The sequence below is a fragment of the Streptomyces sp. V1I1 genome (assembly GCF_030817355.1).
Classification (GTDB): Bacteria; Actinomycetota; Actinomycetes; order Streptomycetales; family Streptomycetaceae; genus Streptomyces.
In genome coordinates, this window is sequence record NZ_JAUSZH010000002.1 from 1 (window position 1) to 18,086 (window position 18,086).

Sequence of the window (18,086 nt, forward strand, 5' to 3'; positions counted from 1 at the left end):
GCTTGTTCTTTATGGTCTGACCTCGAACGACGTCCCGAACGTGATCGCTCGTACGAGGATTCCGGGGACGTGAACACGGCCTTCGTCTGATCCTGTGCTCCGACCAAAGAGGCACTTGACCAGCAACGAAGGCCGTGGGGGGATGAGTTTGCTGCATCACGATGTCGGGCGGGATCCGTTCACGGTGGCGTCACGCTTCCGGGACGATTTCTTCGACTGCCTGACCGGGCGCGGGGACGAGTTGTTCGAACTGGCGGGCGCGCTGCTGTGTGCGGACGGGCCGGTGACCGCGCCGGTAGACCTGACGCTGGTGGCCGGGCACCGGCGTGGACACGGCGCGATGTACGACGCGCTGAACTGCGGGAGCGTGGACGTGCCGCGGTTGCGGCAGGTGCTGGCCGGCTTGCCGCAACCCGAGGCCGCCGACGGGCGCCTGGTGCTGGCCGTGGACGTCACGAACTGGCTCCGCCCGGACGCACCCACCAGTCCGGATCGCTTGTTCTGCCACGTCTACGGCCGCAGCGGCCGGTCCTCCGACCAGTTCGTGCCCGGCTGGCCCTACTCCTTCGTCGCCGCCCTGGAATCGGGCCGGACGTCATGGTGCCAGCTCCTGGACGCCGTCCGTCCCGGCCCTGCCGACGACGTCGCCGAGGCTACTGCCACGCAGGTCCGCAGGGTGGTCGAGGACCTCATCGACATGGGCCGGTGGCGCATCGGCGACCGCGACATCCTGATCGTCTTCGACGCTGGATACGACGCCCCGCGCATGGCCCACCTCCTGCACGGGCTGCCGGTGGAGGTCCTCGGGCGGATGCGCACGGACCGGGTGATGCGCAGGCCGGTCCCGGTCCCGTGGATCTCGCCACCGCAGGGCGGCCGTCCGCCCAAGCACGGCAAGGAGTTCCGCTTCGCCAAACCGGAGACCTGGGGCGAGCCGGACGCGGCCACCACGCAGGTCACCGACCGGTACGGCACCGCCCGCGCGATGGCCTGGGACCGCATCCACCCCCGGCTGACCACCCGATCGGCGTGGATCGACCACACCGGTGAACTCCCCGTCATCGAGGGCACGTTGATCCGCCTCCAGGTCGACCGCCTGCCCGGCGGCAACGACCCGCTGCCGCTCTGGCTGTGGTCTTCGGCCACCGGCCTGACCGCCGCCGAAGTCGAGATCCGCTGGCAGGCGTTCCTGCGACGCTTCGACCTGGAACATACCTTCCGCATGATCAAACAGACCCTCGGCTGGACCCGCCCGAAGCTCCGCACCCCCGAGGCCGCGGACCGCTGGACCTGGCTGATCATCGCGGCGCACACCCAACTCCGTCTCGTCCGCGAGGCCGCCGCCGACCTCCGCCGCCCCTGGGAGCGACCCGCCGAGCCCGGCCGCCTCACCCCCGCCAGAGTCCGCCGCGGGTTCAGGAACCTCCGCCCACACTTGACCTGTCCCGCCCGAGCGCCGAAACCATCCCGGCCGGGACCTGGCCGTCCTCCCGGCTCGAAGAACCGGCACCCGGCACCCCGTCACGACGTCGGCAAAACCGTCAAACGGCCCGAGGGCATCAAGGAACGCTCCCGGGCCGGAGGATAAAGAACAAGCTGAGCTTGTTCTTTATCTTCGAGCCTCGAACGGGCTTCGAACTTGAGGCAGGTTTTCGCAGTTCACCGGCTATGTGAGCGGCCTTCGCGCGATCGTGTGCCGTGTTGAGTAAGGCATCTGATCAGCACGAAGGCCGTGGACATGAGTCTGCTCTTATCCGGGCCCCGGCGGGAGGCGTTCGCGCAAGCGTCACGCTTCAGGGGCAAGTTCTATGCGTGTCTGACCGCTCGGCGCGATGAACTGTTTGAGCTCACCGACGCGGTGCTGTGTGCCGACGGCCCGGTGAAGTCGCCCGTCGACCTGACGCTCCTGCCCGAACACCGGCGTGGGCACGGGGCGTTGTACGGCGGGCTCAACCGCGGCCGGATCGATGTCGGACGGCTGCGGGCGGTGCTCGCGGGACTGCCGCTGCCGCGTTTCCCGGACGGTCGGCTCGTCCTGGCCGTCGATGTGTCGCCATGGTTGCGCTCGGATGCGCCATGCTCGAAGGATCGGCTGTTCTGCCACGTCTACGGCCGCGCGAAGAGCGCGTCGCAGTTCATCCCGGGTTGGCCGTACTCCTTCGTGGCCGTGCTGGAGCCCGGCCGCACCTCCTGGACCACCGTCCTGGACGTCGTCCGGCTCGGACCCGTCGACGACGCCACCGCCGTGACCGCCGCCCAGCTGCGGGCCGTGGTCGAGCGGCTCGTCGCTGCCGGCCAGTGGACGCCGGGCCAGCCGGACATTGTGATCGTCGGTGATGCCGGATACGACATCACGCGCCTGGCCTGGGTCCTTCGCGACCTGCCCGTCGAGGTGGTCGGCCCGATCCGTTCCGACCGGGTCATGCGGCTGCCGAAGCCGCCGCGGGTCTACGACCCCAAGGGCGGGCGTCCGCCCAAGCACGGCAAGGAGTTCCGCTTCGCCAAGCCGGACACCTGGCCGGAGCCTACGATCACGACGATCACGGACACCACGAACTACGGCAAGGCCCAGACACAGGCCTGGGACCGGGTCCACCCGCGCCTGACTCATCGCTCGGCCTGGCTCGACCACCAGGGCGAACTACCCCTGGTCGAGGGCACATTGATCCGACTGAAGGTCGAGCACCTCTCGAAGGAGCGCGAGGCGCCGCCGGTGTGGCTGTGGTCCTCGAAGACCGGTGCCAGCCTCGCTGACGTCGACCGTTGCTGGCAGGTGTTCCTGCGCCGCTTCGATCTGGAGCACACATTTCGCTTCGTAAAGCAGACCCTCGGCTGGACCACCCCGAAGGTCCGCATTCCCGAGGCAGCGGACCGCTGGATCTGGATCCTTGTCGCAGCTCTTGCCCAGCTGAGGCTAGCCCGCCCTCTCGCCCAGGACCTCCGCCGCCCCTGGGAGAAACCAGCCTTGCCCAACCAGCTGACCCCGGCCCGGGTCCGCCGGGGGTTCAGGAACATCCGCGCTCACATCCTCTGCCCGGCCCGTGTTCCCAAACCCAACGGCACCGGCCCCGGTCGGCCACCCGGAGCCAAGAACAAACACCGGGCACCCCGCTACGACGTCGGCAAGACCGTCAAACGCGCCGAGACCCTCGCCGAACTCCACGCGTCTCGAAGATAAAGAACAAGCTCACGGACTGGCGCCGCTGAGGCCGTTGCTGCCCGCTTGTCGTCCGGCCCGGACGGGACGGGCTAACCGTCAGCTCCAGGCCGGTTGCCGGCCGTGAACGCCTCCTCCACACGATCCTGCAGCCGGGCGTGACGGAACTGGAAGACGGGCCCCACCGTGCGCAGGACGTGACGCTCGCGAGCATCCGAGAGAAACTTGACCAGGCGGACCGGAGCCTCGTTCCTCCGGCGCAGCTGGAGGCTCGCGAGGAACGCGCGCCAGGTCACCGATCCGACCAGGCTCAGCGCCAGGCTGAGCAGGAGGCCGCCCACCGTCACCAGTGCGATCCCGGACAGGAATCCGTCGATGAGTCCGAAGATGCGATGGTCCGTCAGTTCGGCGAGCAGACCCAGGCATGATCCTCCGATGAGACTGCCGGCGAGGCCGCCGGCGATTCCGGCCGTCAGCGTGTACTGGCGGTCCTGTCTCCAGCACGAGACGGGATCGATGGGAGTCCGGCTGTCGGCGCTGCGGTTGCTGAGACCCGTGACGAATCCGCCCACCACACCGGCGAGGAGGCCGAACACCAGGCCGCCGAAAAGCATGACGACGCGGCCATGGGCGAGGAGCAGGGCGACGCCTAACGCCAGTCCAAGCGCTCCACCGCCGGCGATCCCGAACAGGAAGTTCTCGCGGACGACGAAGTCCCTCCACTGCAGACGGCCCAGCAGCTGGGGGGAGTCCCCGGCACGCCCGTACGTGAGTGACATCGTCACGGAAAGTCCCACCACCGCACCGGCTATCAGGCCGGCGGCCGGCCCCGCCCAGAAGAAGCCCGCCGCCCCGGCGAGAACTCCCAGGCAGAGGCAACTGGCCGCCGTTCTCGGCCAGGCCGACCGCCACCGGGGGACCTGCCACCAGGCGAGGTCGCGGCTTCCCTCGCTGTTCATCCGGTGCGCGATGACGCCGAGCCAGCGCTCGGCCTGGCCGAGACTGTAGCGACTGCGCGGCTGACCCAGCCGGTCGTCGTCATAGGCGGCGGGCAGGACTCGATCGAGAAGGTGGTCCTCCACCGCCGCCCGGTCCGCGAAGCGCTCGAGGTCGAAGCGCTGATCCGCGCGGTAGGTGTCACGCATCAGCGTGAGCATCAGGGGTGTGTCCAGTGCCTGAGCCACTGCGCCCAAAGGGTTCATACGGATGTGCTGCACCAGACCGCGCCAGGCGTCCGGGGGCGGCTGCGCCTGGCAGCGCGTCAGGTACTCCGCCGCGTCCTCGGCGCTGACCGGAAGCAGTTCGAGGCCGGCGGAGCCTGACAGGGGTCCCGCCGCGGCAACGGCCGTCAGAAGCTCCCCGACCCGGCTCAACAGGACCAGGCGGAAGTTCGCCTGCTCGTCCAGCGCCCGCAGAGCCACGGGGCGTACGGCTTCGGGTATCTCGTCCAGCCCGTCCAGAAAGACGGCGACCCGACCCGCGCCGATGAGTCTGGAGACAACACCGCCCGCGTGTTCTTCGGACTTCCTGAACATGTAGTCCGTGGCCAGTCGAGTGGCGAGCCAGTCATGCAGCCGCTGCTTCCGCGGGTCCCATCCGCTCAGCGTCAGCAGCACTGGTACGGGAACTCTCGCGCGCGCGCCGGCTTCGAGCGCCTCGCGATGCGCGAGGGCGTCGAGCAGCAACCTAATGACGGCGCCGCTCTTGCCCGCACCGCCTGCTCCGACGATCACCATCCGCCCGGAGTCCAACGCACCATAGAGGCGGAACAAGTCCCGAACGCCGCCCGACTCCAGATCCGCCGGGGTGATCGGGTCCAGCCCCAGCAGGGGCCCAAACCGCGATGAGCCGGTCCCGATGCCCACCGCATCGGTCGCCGGACCCGATACGGGGAGACTCGACCACCTCCAGCGCACCGGCACGGGGCTCGGATGTATCAGCCGCCGTTCGCTCGCCGCGGCGCTCCACTGCGCCTTCACTCGCTCAGCCAGCTCGTCCGCGAAGTCACGCAGTGCCAGTTCGGTGTGTGCCGTCCGGGGCCTGCGGTTCGTCAGAAATAACGCCCCGCTGGCGGCGGGAACGACGACCGCGGCGATCCCCTGGACGAGCGTGGCCGCGGAGTCCCGGTCATGGGACCGGAAGACGAAGGCCAGGGCGACGAAGACGACGACTGCGATGATCAGCAAACCCACGATGACCATGCAAGTCCCCCTCCTGGCACCGTACCGGGAGTGTGTCAGAGGGTTACAGGCCGTGTCCTTCGATCGGCCGTGCAGCACGTCACGCGAGGCAGACAGGGTTACGTCCAGCTGTCACGAATCCAGCTGCTACCAGCGGTATGACGACTCTACGTCACGCTCGTTGTCCCTCTGGCTGTCCGACTTCGGTGGCAAACGGTCCAGGTTCAGTGTCAGAGGGCAAGAAGGACTGTCCTGTCTCAACGAAGTTAGTCGTTGGCAGACCGCTGACCTAGCGGTGGTTTTAGGCCGGACAGTGGGAGCTTTGCTCACTCTTCGGGGGCTGTGATGACCAAGCGTGTGCCGTGTCCGCCCGCTCCGGGCCCACTGGAAGCCTATGCCGCGCGTTTCGATGACCTCTTCTCCACGCTGGCACAGCGCCGGGGGTTCCGCGAGTATCTCGCCGGGTTACTGCTGCCGAGGGACCGCAACAAGACGCTGACCTGCCTGGCCGGGACGGAGCCTGTGGCCGGTGCCCAGCATGCGGCGGTGCAGCGGCTGCAGTTCTTCCTGTCCGAGTCGACGTGGGACCTGGAGAAGGTCAACGCCCGGCGTGTGGAACTGCTGCTTGCGGACCCGGCCACGGCCCCGCACGCGGGCGGGGTGCTGGTGATCGACGATTCCGGAGACCGCAAGGACGGCACTGCCACCGCCCACGTGGGCAAGCAGTACCTGGGCTCGGTCGGGAAGATCGACCGCGGCGTCGTCGCGGTGACCACCTGCTGGGCCGACGAGCGCGTCTACTACCCGCTGCACGCCGTCCCCTACACCCCCGCCCACCACTTCCCGAAAGGGAAGAACGACGCCGGCTTCCGCACGAAACTGCAGATCGGGGCCGCCCTGGCCCGTGATGCCCCCCGGGCGGGGGTGTCCTTGCGGGCGGTCGCCGCCGACTGCGCTTACGGCGACCAGGACGCCTTCCGCAGGCAACTGGACGCCGCAGGACTGCCGTTCGTGATGGCACTCAAGCCCCGCCGGGGAGCCTGGTCATACGGTGACGAGGCGTACACGCCCGTGGATGCCGCCCGCAACCTTATCTGGGGCGGCCCTGAGGCCCCCGGGAACTGGACCACGGTCACACGAACCTTCCGTGACGGGCACACCGCTACCTGGTGGGCCGCCGACGCACAGCTGGGCTGGTGGGGACCGGATGGCACCACGCGCCTGGTGGTGGCCACCACCGACCCGGCCACCCTGCCCGCGCAGTCCACCTGGTACCTGGCCACCGACCTGCCCCGGCCCGGCGGACCACGGGAGGCGGACAGCCCGGCCCCAGCTGCCGACCTGGCCGAAATTGTGCGAATCTACGGCATCCGGCACTGGATCGAGCAGAGCTACAAGCAGGTCAAGGACGAACTCGGCTGGGCAGACTTCCAGGTCCGCTCCGACACCGCCATCCGCCGCCACCAGACCCTCGTCACCTGCGCGTTCAGCTTCTGCTGGGACACCTGGTTTGCCCCGCCCCCGCCTGCCACGGATGAGGAGGAGCCGGTGCCCAGCCGGCCAGAGAGGGGGTATTGCGCCGTCCCACCAGACCCAGCAGGCCTGCTGGCCCCAAGCCCTCCGGGCCGTCCGTGGCTGGCTGACGCCCTGGGCCACGCTGCAACGCTACTGGCGAGCGTGGACAGCCAAGCCCCCGCCCACCGAGCTCCAGGCCCTGATCAACGCTGTCGGCACCGGCAGACCTCTTAACCTCTACCTCCCGGCCTAACAAACCACCGCTAGTCGGACTAACTTCGTCGAGACTTTCTCCCTGTTCTTGGTGTGGGGGTCCCGTGTTGAGTGCGGAGATTCCCGGCTGTCTGGTGGCCTTTCAAAGCGGTGCTGGGACCGAGCGTTTCAGCCGGCGCTCCATCTGGCCAGCCTGTGGGTTGTGACCGCGCTTGCGTGATGGATACGCCTGACTCCGGCTACTTACTACGGCGTGCGGCTGACACGTCACGCTGGCACCGCCCACACCCCGCTGAGGTCTGGCCGCTGATTCTGGTAGGGGGGAAGGGCGACCTGGAAATCCCGTCAGGTCTCGCGGCTGGCGGCAGAAGAACTGACACGAGGTCACTCGTCGGGCGGCCGAGGCGGCTCAGAAGGCGGGTTTTCGTCTGGCGGGGGCTGAGGCGGTTCTCCACTGATCGAACCGACCGCTTGCCACCTGCGGTTCTCGGGGTCCCAACGAATGTGGCGTTGAGACAGGCCCTCTCGAGCAAGTTGCGCCAGCTGGGCCGCAGCTTCGGCGGGAATCTCCTTCGGACATTCGATGACACAGTTGTTCTCAACGTCGTGGATCACCGCCCAGGTTGTGTCTTGAGCGGAGCCATCACGAACTACCGGTGTAGCCCGGGATAGTGCGCGCTTCAAGATTTGATAGGCGTCTTCGGCTGCCTTCCCCGCCATGGACGACAGGAACGCACCGGCGAGGGTGAACACCGAGATCGTGGCCACGGGGTTTCCCAGGACCAGCGACATCACGTCCATCCGCACGTCGTGCGACGTCTCGATGTGGACATCCACCTCGGCTGCCAGCCCGGGGCCATCGTTCATGACTAAGAGAGCCTGCTTCACGGCTGTGGCGCCCCCGGGTGTGATCGGCGCAGACGCCCTGCCCACTGCCCAGTACTCGTGGGCGACAGGTCCGTCGGCAGCCCATCCAACGAGGCGCAACCGTCGATGGACCCCACCTTGTGGGTCTTCTCGATACGCCACTATCTCCGCAGCCCAACGAAGATCGCCGGGGCGCCCGAAGAAGTGGGGTGCCATGCCGTACGAGGTGCTTTCGATGACCCAACCGGCCGCCACGAGTGCCGCCTTCTGTGGTCCACCGAAGGTGTCAGGTTGACTCATGGGCCCCATCGTGGCTGATGTTGCGTGACAAGAACCAGGTCAGACCTGAACGCGAGCCCGTGAGCAATCACCAGCCATGCCGAGGTGGGAACGCTTCAGGGTGCCCAGGCGATTCTGCGCAATCCGGTTGTCGTCATGCGGGCCGGGCTCCACGACGTCGTCGCCCAGCTCGCCGTCGGGCCCGTGCAGAACATGCCAGTTGCTCAGGACGTAGGGCGTGCCGTCCATCTTGTCGAAGACGACGCAGCCGAGGGTCCGGCCGAGACCTTCACGTGTCCGACGCTCGCACCGGGCAGGTTCGGGTCGAGGCGCCGCTTGCGCGTCGGGCTCTCCGCCTCGGCCACCGCCACCACGCCAAGCAGTGGTCAGCCCTGCTTCGATATCCGGCTCCATGGCAGGCTCAACGCACCCCCGATCGGGTGGGTCACGAACCACCACCGCTCTGATGCAGCGTCAGCCCACTAGACTCGAAACAGGCACGCTGACCAGGACAAATGGAGAAGCACAACTGGAGTACTAGAGGGCCCAGTGTCTGAACGTCCACGGATTCCGCCGAACGTTCCTGAACGCCTTGGGCCGTTCAGCGTTGCGCCGGTTCGCATAGCCCGGTGACCTGCGACGTCCAGGTCTATGCGGGGCCGTACGGATCACTAGGTGCCCGGGGGTGTGCGGCGGTCTGCTGGAGGCATGGCTGACATCGACACAACCTCCCAGACGCCCGAGCCCGAACTGCCCCCCGCCTCCCGGGAGCCGGCGCTGCCGCCTGAGCCGACGCGGCACCAGGTACTTGACATGGTGGTCCTCGTTGCCCTGCTGGGCGTGTGCGCGGGGGTGTACCGCGCGGTCGGGAACGCCGGCTTCTCCGTGATCACCGGGGCAGTCGCCGGGCTGTACGGCACCTGGCGCATCCGGCGCTGACTGGGCAGGTCGCTTCCGGTTGGACCCGTTGGCCCTAGGGCGCGTATCGGGTCGTGATCAATCTGTCGATTCGCCCTCGTGGTGAGGCCTGGACCGGTAGATCTTCTTCCGTGACGCGAGTGCAACTGACGGACGCGGAGTGGGAGTTCATCGGGCCGTACCTGCCGATCGGCGAGTACGGCCCGTATCCCGAGCGGTTACGGCAGCAGTTCGAGGGTGTGATCTGGCGGTTCAGGACCGGCGGACAGTGGCGGGAGATGCCGGAGGAGTTTGGTGCCTGGTCGACCGTCCACAACCGCTTCCGGCAATGGCGTGACGCCGGCGTCTTCGAGGCCCTGCTGGAGAGTCTGATCGCGGAAGCGGCGAAGCGGGGTGAGGTGGACCTGTCCCTGGTCAGCATCGACTCCACCACCGCGCGTGCTCACCACGACGCGGCCGGGATGCACCTGGGCGAGGACGTCCTCGGCGCACTGGAGAAGGCTGCCGCCGAGGCGGAGAAGGCCAGGTCAAAAGGGGCAGTCTCGAAGAACAAGACGGACAGGAGGTCGAGATCGATCCCGAGCGGGAGGAGCGACGACGCATCCGGCGCCGGCGAAAACTCCGGCTGAAGACCGCCCTCCTGGGACGCTCCCGGGCGGGCAGACCAGCAAGGTTCACCTGGCCGCCGACCGCAAGTGCCGCCCGCTGGCGTTCGTGCTGACCGCAGGCCAGGCTGCCGACAGCCCACAGTTCATCCCCGTGCTGGGGAAGATACGGGTCCGCGGCCCCGTCGGCCGCCCCCGCACCCGGCCGGACGCGGTCGCCGGGGACAAGGCCTACTCCTCCCGCGGCAACCGGGCCCACCTGCGCAGACGCGGTATCAAGGCAGTGATCCCGGAGAAGAGGGACCAGACCGCCAACCGGAAGAAGAAGGGCTCCGCGGGCGGTCGGCCTGTCAGCCACGACGCCGATCTCTACAAGGAGAGGAACACCGTCGAGCGCCTGATCAACAAGCTCAAGGCCTGGCGAGGGATCGCCACCCGATACGACAAGACACCGGACAGCTACCTCGCCGGCCTCCACCTGCGCGCCTCAATGATCTGGGTGAAGGACCTCGCCCGGACCACCAATTGATCACGACTCGATACGCGCCCTAACGGACTCCACGTCAGGGAAGGGGTTCTTTCGCCCAGCCGGAGGCGGCCCACAACGACACGGAAGTCACTGCCATGCCAGCTCTCGCTCTGCAGAGGCGGAAGCTGCCGCAGTGCGGCAGGCTGTTGGCGCGGATGCCTCCCCTCGGACGGGGCCGTTGCAGGTGTGCAGCTCACGCACGTGCGCAGCGATGCGTGCCGCTCCGGGCCGCCCAGCGTCGCGACGGCAACCTTCGCCCAGTTGAGCGATGCTTCCACTCCACGGAGTTTTCCCTTCGATCTCCAGCTCACCGTAGGCCGGGCCAGGCCGTGAACGACACGGCCCCCGATGACCCACATGGGGCGTCGGCTCAGGCACGATGGGCGAATGGATCATGGAGCAGCACCGCTGGCTGGCAGCACCCGTCGCAGTATCGCCATTGAGACGACTTCCACGACGCGGCGACGGGGATGAAGGTCAATGTTGGGAGCCGTCGTTGGAGGCTTCGTGCCGCCAAGGCGTGTCGTGATCGCTGGTGGATGGCGCGGGCGGATCGGCACGGGGGTGGCGGAGTTTCCGCGGTCTCGCCTCTGTCAGCGACCGATGGCCCCGCCCGAGCGGGCGGAGCCTTCAAGCCTCCTGGGACTCCGCACGTCTTGTCTCCCAAGGGGGTCGGCAGCCGCGGTTCGCTGCGGTCAGCACTGGCCCGGAAGGGCGAGCAACCGGTGATCAAGCGCCGCTGCTGGTCGCCTGCTCCCAGGCGGTGAGGACGTCGGCGGGGATGCGTCCGCGGTCGGGTACCTGGTAGCCATTGGCGCGGGCCCAGGCCCGGACGGCTTTGCCGTCGATGGCCCGGCCTGCCGAGGGAGGTGCGGGCTCGGGGTCGCGGCGGGCTGCCGTTGAGGGGGTGAAGAAGGCTCCCTGGTCGAGGAGGTCACTGGGGAACAAGGGCACTTTCGTCTCGCCGCTGAGGACTGAGGCGAGGAAGTGTGTGAGAGTGCCGTCGAAGGTGTACCAGCCGGGACCGCGGGCTTCGTTGACGGCGATACCCCAAGCGTCAGGCTCCGTTGCCGGGTCGGTGATCCAGAACAGGTATTCACCGTTGTCGGTCACGCCAATGGCGAAGAGGTCTGCCGGGTCGTAGGGGACTGGGTAGGTGCCGCGGTCGTGTCCCTGCTCGAGCTGGGCGCGGATGGTGGCGGGCATCGGGCCGGTGAGGTTGACCCACTCAGTCGCCCCGTGCGGGTGGTAGATGTTGATGAATCCGCAGAAGGCGCCCGGACCGTAGGTGGTCGCCATCTGCTTGTAGTCGTCGGGCAGTCGCATGCCGAGGGTGTTCTCGACTGTGTCCCAGTCCACGGGGGGCGGGCCGGCGGGGGGCGGGCTGAGCCGGGTGAGGTCGTTGAAGCTGGTCACAGGAGTCCTCGGCGGTGTCGCTGTTGCTGTTCGTGGGCGGGGTTGGTCATCGGGACGTCCAGGCTGAAGCCGCGGTTTCCGGTGGCTTCGAGCTGAATGTACTTCGGTACGGAGTCCTTTTCATCGTCGGTGTACTCGAGGTAGACGTTGTAGGTGATGATCTCGCCGTCCGCAACGGCGTTGTAGATATCCTGCTCCCAGTCCCGCATGTCAGGGCTGTTCGTCGGGTTCTGGGTGATGGTGAACAGGTTGTCCAACGTGTCGCCGGATCCGCCCAGCATTCTGGCCAGCATGTGCCCGCGCGCTTGGTTGTAGTCGCCGCCAAGGAAGCCTGGCGGCTCCAGCGAGTTCCTGGCATGAGTGCCTTCGTCGAGCATGTCCCGGGTGATGATCGCATTCATCTCGTAGGGGCGGCCGTGCTCGTCGCGGGTGAAGGTGACCCGCCGTCCCCAGGTGGGGTCGGCGTCGCAGCCCGCCAGGCCCAGCGGGTCGGCCAGGGTGAAGGGGTTGGGGACGTAGGCGTAGTGGTTGATGGCCGGGGCAAGGCCGAGGGGATCGGGGGTGATGTAGCGGCCGAGGTCGGGGTCGTAGTAGCGGTTGACGTTGTAGTGGAGTCCGGTTTCGGGGTCGAAGTACTGGCCCGGATAGCGCAGCGGGGTGTAGGCGGTACTGTCGCGGTTCCACTGGGTGATGCCCCAGGCGGTAGAGCGGGCGCGCCAGGCGAGGGCTCCGTCCGGGTCGACGAGTTCACTGGGACTGCCGGACAGGTCGGTGACGATGGCGAAGAACCGCCGATCGATCTCTTCCTGGGCGGTGTCGGTCTTGATCTCACGCTGTGCGAGCGGGCGCAACCCTGCGTAGTCCCACACCAGGGTGGTGCTGTCGGTGTACTGCTCGGCCAACTGCGCGCCGTCCCAGCAGTAGGAGGTGGCCTCGGTGAATTGGCCATCGGTGTCCAGTCGCTGTTTGGCGAGTCGGCGGCCGAGGGCGTCGTAGAGGTAGCGCCACCGGCCGGTGGGGGTCTCGGCGTGGGTGAGCCGGTCTTCGGCGTCCCAGGTGAAGCGCCAGGTAAGGGTCTTTCCCGAGAGGGTGTTCGTCTGGCGGAGGGTGAGGCGGCCCTGGGCGTCGTAGCGGTAGCGGGTGCGTCCGGCTCGGGTGATGCGGGTGCCGTGGTAGCCACGTTCTCCGGTGTTGTCCTGGCCGGGTGCCCGCGGGGGAAGGGCGGTGTGGGTCTGGTCGCCGGCAGTGTTGTAGGCGTACTGCTCGGTCCACCCGCGGGCGTGGACTGTGGTGATCCTGCTGGCGGCGTCAACGGTGTAGGTGCGGCGGCCGGTGTGGCTGTCGTCGACGCTGAGGGGTGAGCCGTCGGCCTGATATGCGAAGGCACGTTCCAGGACGGTGTCGTGTGGGGTGCTCAGGGACTGGTGGACGCAGCGCCCTACCGCGTCCCACTCCTGGCGGAGAGTGATCGTGTCCTGGAGCGTGCGGGCCGTTTCGCGTCCGAGCGCGTCGCGGGAGAAGCTGAATGAGTGGTCTCCGGCGGCGTAGGTGGCCAGCCCTTCCCACGTGTAGGCGAGGTCGCTGCTGGCACCGGAGGGGGTGCGCCGGTGGGTGCGGCGGCCCAGAGCGTCGTAGGCCAAGGTCAGGGTGCGGCCGTTGGCGGTCTCGGCCACGACCCGTCCTGCTGCGTCGCGCTCGAGGTCGATGCGGGCGTGGGCGTTCGTGATCTGGGAGACGTGGCCGGTCTCGCCGCGGGAGAAGGTGGAGACAGAGCCGTCGTCGTGGTGCAGGCGGGTGACGCGGCCAAGGATGTCGCGTTCGAACATCAGAGTCTGCCCGGCGGCGTTGGTGCGGCGCACCAGGCGGCCGAGCGCGTCGTGCTCGTAGGTCAGGGTGCGGCCGTCGAAGTCTGTCTCGGATATGAGGCGGCCGGCCGCGTCGTAGGTGTACTCCCATTCCAGGCCTTGGGCGTTGGTGACCTTGGTCAGTCGCAGCTCGGTGTCGTGGGTGAAGCGGTATGCGCCGCCCCCGGTGTGGGTGGTGGCGGGCTGGTCGAAGTGGGTGGCTGTGTAGGTGCTGGTGCGGCCCATGCGATCGGTGTGGGACGTGAGGTTGCCTTCGCCGTCCCAGGTCCATTCCTCCCTGGTGCCGTCGGGCAGCTCGCGCCATGCGGGCTTTCCCTCGGTCGTCCATCCCTGGCGGAGGGTGCCGCCGACAGCGTCGGTGACCGTGGTGGCGCGGCCGAAGGCGTCCCGGGAGCAGACGGTGCTCGCGCCGTCAGGGGCGGTGATCCGCAGCGGCAGGCCGGCCGCGTCGGTCGTGATCCGTGTGACGTCGCCGACCGCGTTGCGTACGGCGATCACGTGTCCGCGATGGTTGAACTCGTACTCGGTACGGGCCCCGCTGGGCTCGATGACCATAGTGCGGTTGCCCTGGTCGTCGTATGCGTACTGGCGCTGAATCCCGCCCCGTTCGGTGACCGTGACGGGCTGGCGCAGCTGGTTGTACACGGCGGTGGTGCGCACCCCGTCGGGGGCGACGAGGCCGACGAGGCTGCCGTCGGTGTCACGTTCGAAGCGGGTGGTGTGTCCCAGGGCGTCGGTCTGCGCCAGCACCTGGTCGTAGGCGTCGAACTCGAAGTGCGTGGTGTGCCCCAGGGGGTCGGTCTCGGCGACGATCTGCAGGGCCTGGTTGACGTGGAAGAGGGTGGTGGCGCCGGTGGAGTCGGTATAGCGGGTAACGCGGTGGCCGGGCTCGCTGTGGACGTCATAGGTGAACGCGGAGGAGAGGAATCCGTCCGGTCCGGTGGTTCGGGTGACACGACCCGTGCTGTCGTAGGTGTAGTGGTAGGTGGAGTCTTTGCGGTCAGTCCAGGACGTGACGCGCCCGTCCTGGTCGTAGGTGAACCGCAGCGGAAGCCCGGAGGAGTTGGTGACCGCGTCCAGGTTCCGGTCGCTGTCGTAGCCGAAGGACACGATCTGGACTGGGCCATCCGGCGTGTGCAGGGCGAGCCCGGTGACACGGCCCAGCTCGGGATTGATGTCGACCCGCAGGCGGTAGCCGCCGTCGTGGACAACGGTGGCGGGCAGGCCCTCATCGTTCCGGCCGAACTGCACGGAGTTTCCGTTGCGGTCCTCGATCTCCTTCAGCCAGTACAGGCCGCCTGCCCGGTAAGGGCTGCCGGTGAAGCGCCGGGTCAGCCCAGATCGCGGATCGGCGACGGCGTACGTAGTGTCACCCAGCGCACTGCTCTCCACGTAGGTGAGCGGCAGCCGGTCCCCTTCTAGAGGCCACACATCCTCGCCCTCAGCCGCCGGCAGCATGGGGTAGACGAGTACGGAGCCGTCCTCGCGGGCCCACGCCGCGCCAGCGCCGAGGAGTTCCAGGCGCTCATCCAGCGTGGAGGCCCAACTGGCGCCGAAGCAGTGGCCGTACCGGTAGCCGGAGACGTGCGTGCGCCGCAGCACCAGCGGCAGCACCCCAGGGAGGATCAGGTCAGTCTGCGGCAGCACCATCTCACCGCTCGCTACGTCGACCGGGTCGGTCTCGCAACGGCGTTTGGCGAGTGAGACCCCCTTCTCCCGGGGGCTTTCCTGCGTCTTCTGCATCGACTCGGGGCGGCGGCGCCGCTCGTCGCCCGACCTGCCGCGGCGTCCCTTGAGGTCGCCCTCGTCCTTGCGGTCATCGGACTTGATGTTCTTGACGCGATCGCGGACGTCGTGATCGGTGTCCTTGTGGGTCTTCGAGCCTTTGGTGATGGCGTTCGGGAGCGTTTTGCCGACATGGTCGCCGAGGTCGTTCAGCGCCTTGCCGAGTTTCTCCGTCACGCCCTCGATGGTCGTGTCCAGGACGGCGGTCAGGGAGTCCTTGCCCTTGGCGCGGCCGTGATGGCCCTTGGCCTTGCCGAGCTTGCCCCCGGTCTTGTTCCGCATCGAGATCTGCACGTTGGCCAGGTGCATCCCCGCCTTACCGTGCGCGTCGTGGTCGATCACCGGACCGGCGCCGGGCCCCTGGCCGCCCGGCCCGTCGGCGGAGTTGAGCTGCAGCCCGTCCTTGCCGGCCTGCACCGTCTGGTCGGTGTTGTAACCGTCCTGCACACCGGCGACGTTCATCGCGGTCTGGATGGCCAGGTCCGCCACGACATTTTCGATGGCCGCGACCGCGGGCTGCGTGAGCGTCGCGACGATCTCTGAGACCGCCGCCTCCGCCATCTCCTTGAGGATCCTCTTGAACGCGATACGGGTGGCCGCGATTTTCGCGCCCGCAAGCAGCGTCGACAGACCAGCCGTCACCGGCGCGAACGCGAGCGTGATGCCCACCGTGGCACACAGGTCAGCCAGTTCACCGACGGCGGCTATCTTCCGGGCGACGATGATGTCCGCCACCCGGTCCAGCGCCCCCGCGATGATCCGGGCCGCCTTCGCCAGGTCCTTGTGCTTGCCCTGCACCTTCGACCAGTGCTTGTCCAGCGCGGTCAGCGATTCGCTCTGGCCGCTGGAAAGCAGCCGTTGGACGTATTGATGCGCAGCGTGCCCATCGTCATCGGCGTCGTCCGCGAACTCCCGCAGCGCGTCCGCCATGTCGCGGTACGCGTCCTCGTCGACGTTGGGCCAGCCCACACCGACGACATCGAGCATCGTGTCGACACCCTCAGGAATCGTGTAACCCACGACGCAACAACCCCCGCAGCAAACGCAATCGAACAGAAACAAGATCAACCAGCATGCCATGAGACGCGCGTGCGGTCCCAGGAGGTTCCCGGTCACCTCGGCGGCAAAAGGTCTGGGAAGACCGATGGCACAAGGGAGTCCCCTTGTCGGCGCGGTCGTCGTACGCCGGACCGCAGCTGTCCATGAGCTCGCAGATCTACGCGGTGCTGGAGCCGGTGCACTGGCTGCTGGAGCAGGTGAACAACCCGTTCGTGGCGCGCCGTGTACGGGGAGGAGCTGTCGAGTCCGGTGACTCGCCTCTCATCAGAGCGAGCTGGTGGGCTGAGGCGGGAGGCCAGAACGGCCGAGCTTATGGGAGCTCTTCCCGGCGTCACGGTCCTCACCTGGACCTGCCCGCCCCCCTGGTCGTGGTTCGGCGGGAGTCATGGGCCGCCGCCACGCAGAGCACGCGGCGCAGCCCGCCCCGGATCGGACGGGCGGAGCGATCGTCGCCGCCACCGCGCCGAAGCGGTGGGAGGGCAGGCCGTCTGAGTCCTGGACTTGACTCCGTGACAGACGCCGGGGCCGGAAGCCGGTCAGTTGCCGGGGTTCGGGGCCTATGGCATGCCCTCGCTACGCCCTCTTGGGCCAGGTCCGTGCTATTGCGGTGATCTCCCACGTGCCCCGGATCCTTGGCGCGCTGCTTACTCTTGTGTTTCCTCGGTATCGGTTTGGGTGGGGTTGGTCTGGTCGGGGTTGGCGCCCGGCGATGGTTCCTGGCCTGGGCTGGGGGCGGTACCGGCCTCTCCGGTGTCTCGGGGGGTATCTGGTTCTGTGGTGTCGCGGATGGTGCCGGCCCCGGCAGTGCCGGGCTGGGGATCGGGGAAGAACTCGCTGAGGAGCTTGTGGGCCTGCTTGGCCGAGACGCCTTCCAGCTCGATCTCCCGCTCCTGGTGGCGAATGACGAACCTCTTGCCCCTGTTGCGGTAGAGGAAGGCCGTCAGGACGGCGACCAGCCCTGTCAGCCCGCCCGGAACCACCGCCGAGACCCAGCCGAAGATGTAACCCCCGGTGGGGTGGAGCGCTGCATGTCCCGCGTAGTAATCCCCTCCGGAGTGGACGTCTTCCGCTCCGGACTCCTGAAGCTGGGTGGCGGTGATGGAGTGCAGCCCCCTGGGTAGGGAGCGAAGTTTCAGCTGATGCAAGCCGCCGCCCATCTGTGTGTGGACCTTGATCTCGAGCGGGAGTTCAGCGGGCTGCGGATCCGTCTCAGGTCGGGTATCTGACATGCGAAGGTCCCCCTCTCTCTCACGGGTGGCTGGGACGACTGCGGAGATTTCAGTCGCCATGAGTGAGCCAGACCTCAGCGCACCCCTCGCACGGGGTCTGGGTCCCTTCCCGCACGCCGGGGCCTAAGTCTTCACCAGCAGAGGCTGCTGATGTTGGTTCTCACTGGAACTCCGTAGGCAACGCACTCAGCTGAGCCCGATCGACCGGTGGTGGCTTCTCGTGCGTCATGGTGACGTCTTCGGTGCAGTTCGACAGGCGGCCTTTCCGGCAGACGGGAGGAGGTCCTGGCGGACGTGCAGAGGCGCATCCCGCGTGTCTCCGGGACGGCCGCAGGGGCAGTGCGCCGATGGCTGTCACGGTGCCTGCTCGCCCGGCGGTTGACCGGCTCCGGCAGCGTCCCGAGACCGGTCACGTGTACGGGCCTTGTCCGCCACGATCCGGACGGGGCGGGTGCGGGGTCGTCCCTGC

Annotated in this window: 10 protein-coding genes and 1 pseudogene; 5 read left to right on the forward strand and 6 right to left on the reverse strand. The window is 68.0% G+C overall.

Annotated elements, in window-relative coordinates; all coding sequences use genetic code 11:
- The first annotated feature begins 142 nt into the window (after positions 1–142).
- Positions 143–1,588, forward strand: coding sequence for an NF041680 family putative transposase (locus QFZ67_RS38765; RefSeq protein WP_307659053.1), 1,446 nt, complete (start codon positions 143–145; stop codon positions 1,586–1,588).
- 150 nt (positions 1,589–1,738) lie between these two features.
- Complete coding sequence (locus tag QFZ67_RS38770; protein WP_307659052.1) at positions 1,739–3,178, forward strand: NF041680 family putative transposase; 1,440 nt, start codon at positions 1,739–1,741, stop codon at positions 3,176–3,178.
- A 71-nt stretch (positions 3,179–3,249) separates the two neighbouring features.
- On the opposite strand, the gene QFZ67_RS38775 is transcribed toward QFZ67_RS38770, so the two are convergent.
- Positions 3,250–5,358, reverse strand: coding sequence for a hypothetical protein (locus tag QFZ67_RS38775; protein WP_307659051.1), 2,109 nt, complete (start codon positions 5,356–5,358; stop codon positions 3,250–3,252).
- Between the two features lie 324 nt (positions 5,359–5,682).
- Here QFZ67_RS38775 and QFZ67_RS38780 point away from each other — a divergent pair, with 324 nt between their 5' ends.
- A complete protein-coding gene (locus QFZ67_RS38780) occupies positions 5,683–7,086 on the forward strand; it encodes an IS701 family transposase (protein ID WP_307659050.1) in 1,404 nt (467 codons plus the stop codon).
- 363 nt (positions 7,087–7,449) lie between these two features.
- On the opposite strand, the gene QFZ67_RS38785 is transcribed toward QFZ67_RS38780, so the two are convergent.
- Entirely contained in the window at positions 7,450–7,953 is a 504-nt protein-coding gene (locus QFZ67_RS38785; protein WP_307659049.1) for a hypothetical protein, read from the reverse strand.
- 318 nt (positions 7,954–8,271) lie between these two features.
- Positions 8,272–8,625 (reverse strand): hypothetical protein, encoded by a 354-nt coding sequence (locus QFZ67_RS38790; RefSeq protein WP_307659048.1) that lies wholly within the window; start codon positions 8,623–8,625, stop codon positions 8,272–8,274.
- A gap of 294 nt (positions 8,626–8,919) precedes the next feature.
- On the opposite strand from QFZ67_RS38790, the gene QFZ67_RS38795 reads away from it, so the two are divergent.
- Both QFZ67_RS38795 and QFZ67_RS38800 read left to right on the forward strand, forming a co-directional pair.
- Complete coding sequence (locus QFZ67_RS38795; RefSeq protein ID WP_307659047.1) at positions 8,920–9,150, forward strand: hypothetical protein; 231 nt, start codon at positions 8,920–8,922, stop codon at positions 9,148–9,150.
- 110 nt (positions 9,151–9,260) lie between these two features.
- Positions 9,261–10,263: pseudogene (locus tag QFZ67_RS38800) on the forward strand (IS5 family transposase).
- Between the two features lie 729 nt (positions 10,264–10,992).
- Here the strand turns inward: QFZ67_RS38800 and QFZ67_RS38805 are convergent.
- The 3 genes from QFZ67_RS38805 to QFZ67_RS38815 form a co-directional block, all read right to left on the reverse strand.
- Positions 10,993–11,679, reverse strand: coding sequence for a histone-like nucleoid-structuring protein Lsr2 (locus QFZ67_RS38805; protein ID WP_307659046.1), 687 nt, complete (start codon positions 11,677–11,679; stop codon positions 10,993–10,995).
- On the reverse strand, positions 11,676–16,349 hold the full coding sequence (locus QFZ67_RS38810) for an RHS repeat-associated core domain-containing protein (protein WP_307666139.1): 4,674 nt from the start codon (positions 16,347–16,349) through the stop codon (positions 11,676–11,678). Before QFZ67_RS38810 ends, QFZ67_RS38805 begins: the two co-directional genes overlap by 4 nt.
- Before the next feature lie 683 nt (positions 16,350–17,032).
- Positions 17,033–17,617: a hypothetical protein gene (locus tag QFZ67_RS38815; protein WP_307666140.1), complete on the reverse strand. Its 585-nt coding sequence runs from the start codon at positions 17,615–17,617 to the stop codon at positions 17,033–17,035.
- Between the last annotated feature and the right edge of the window lie 469 nt (positions 17,618–18,086).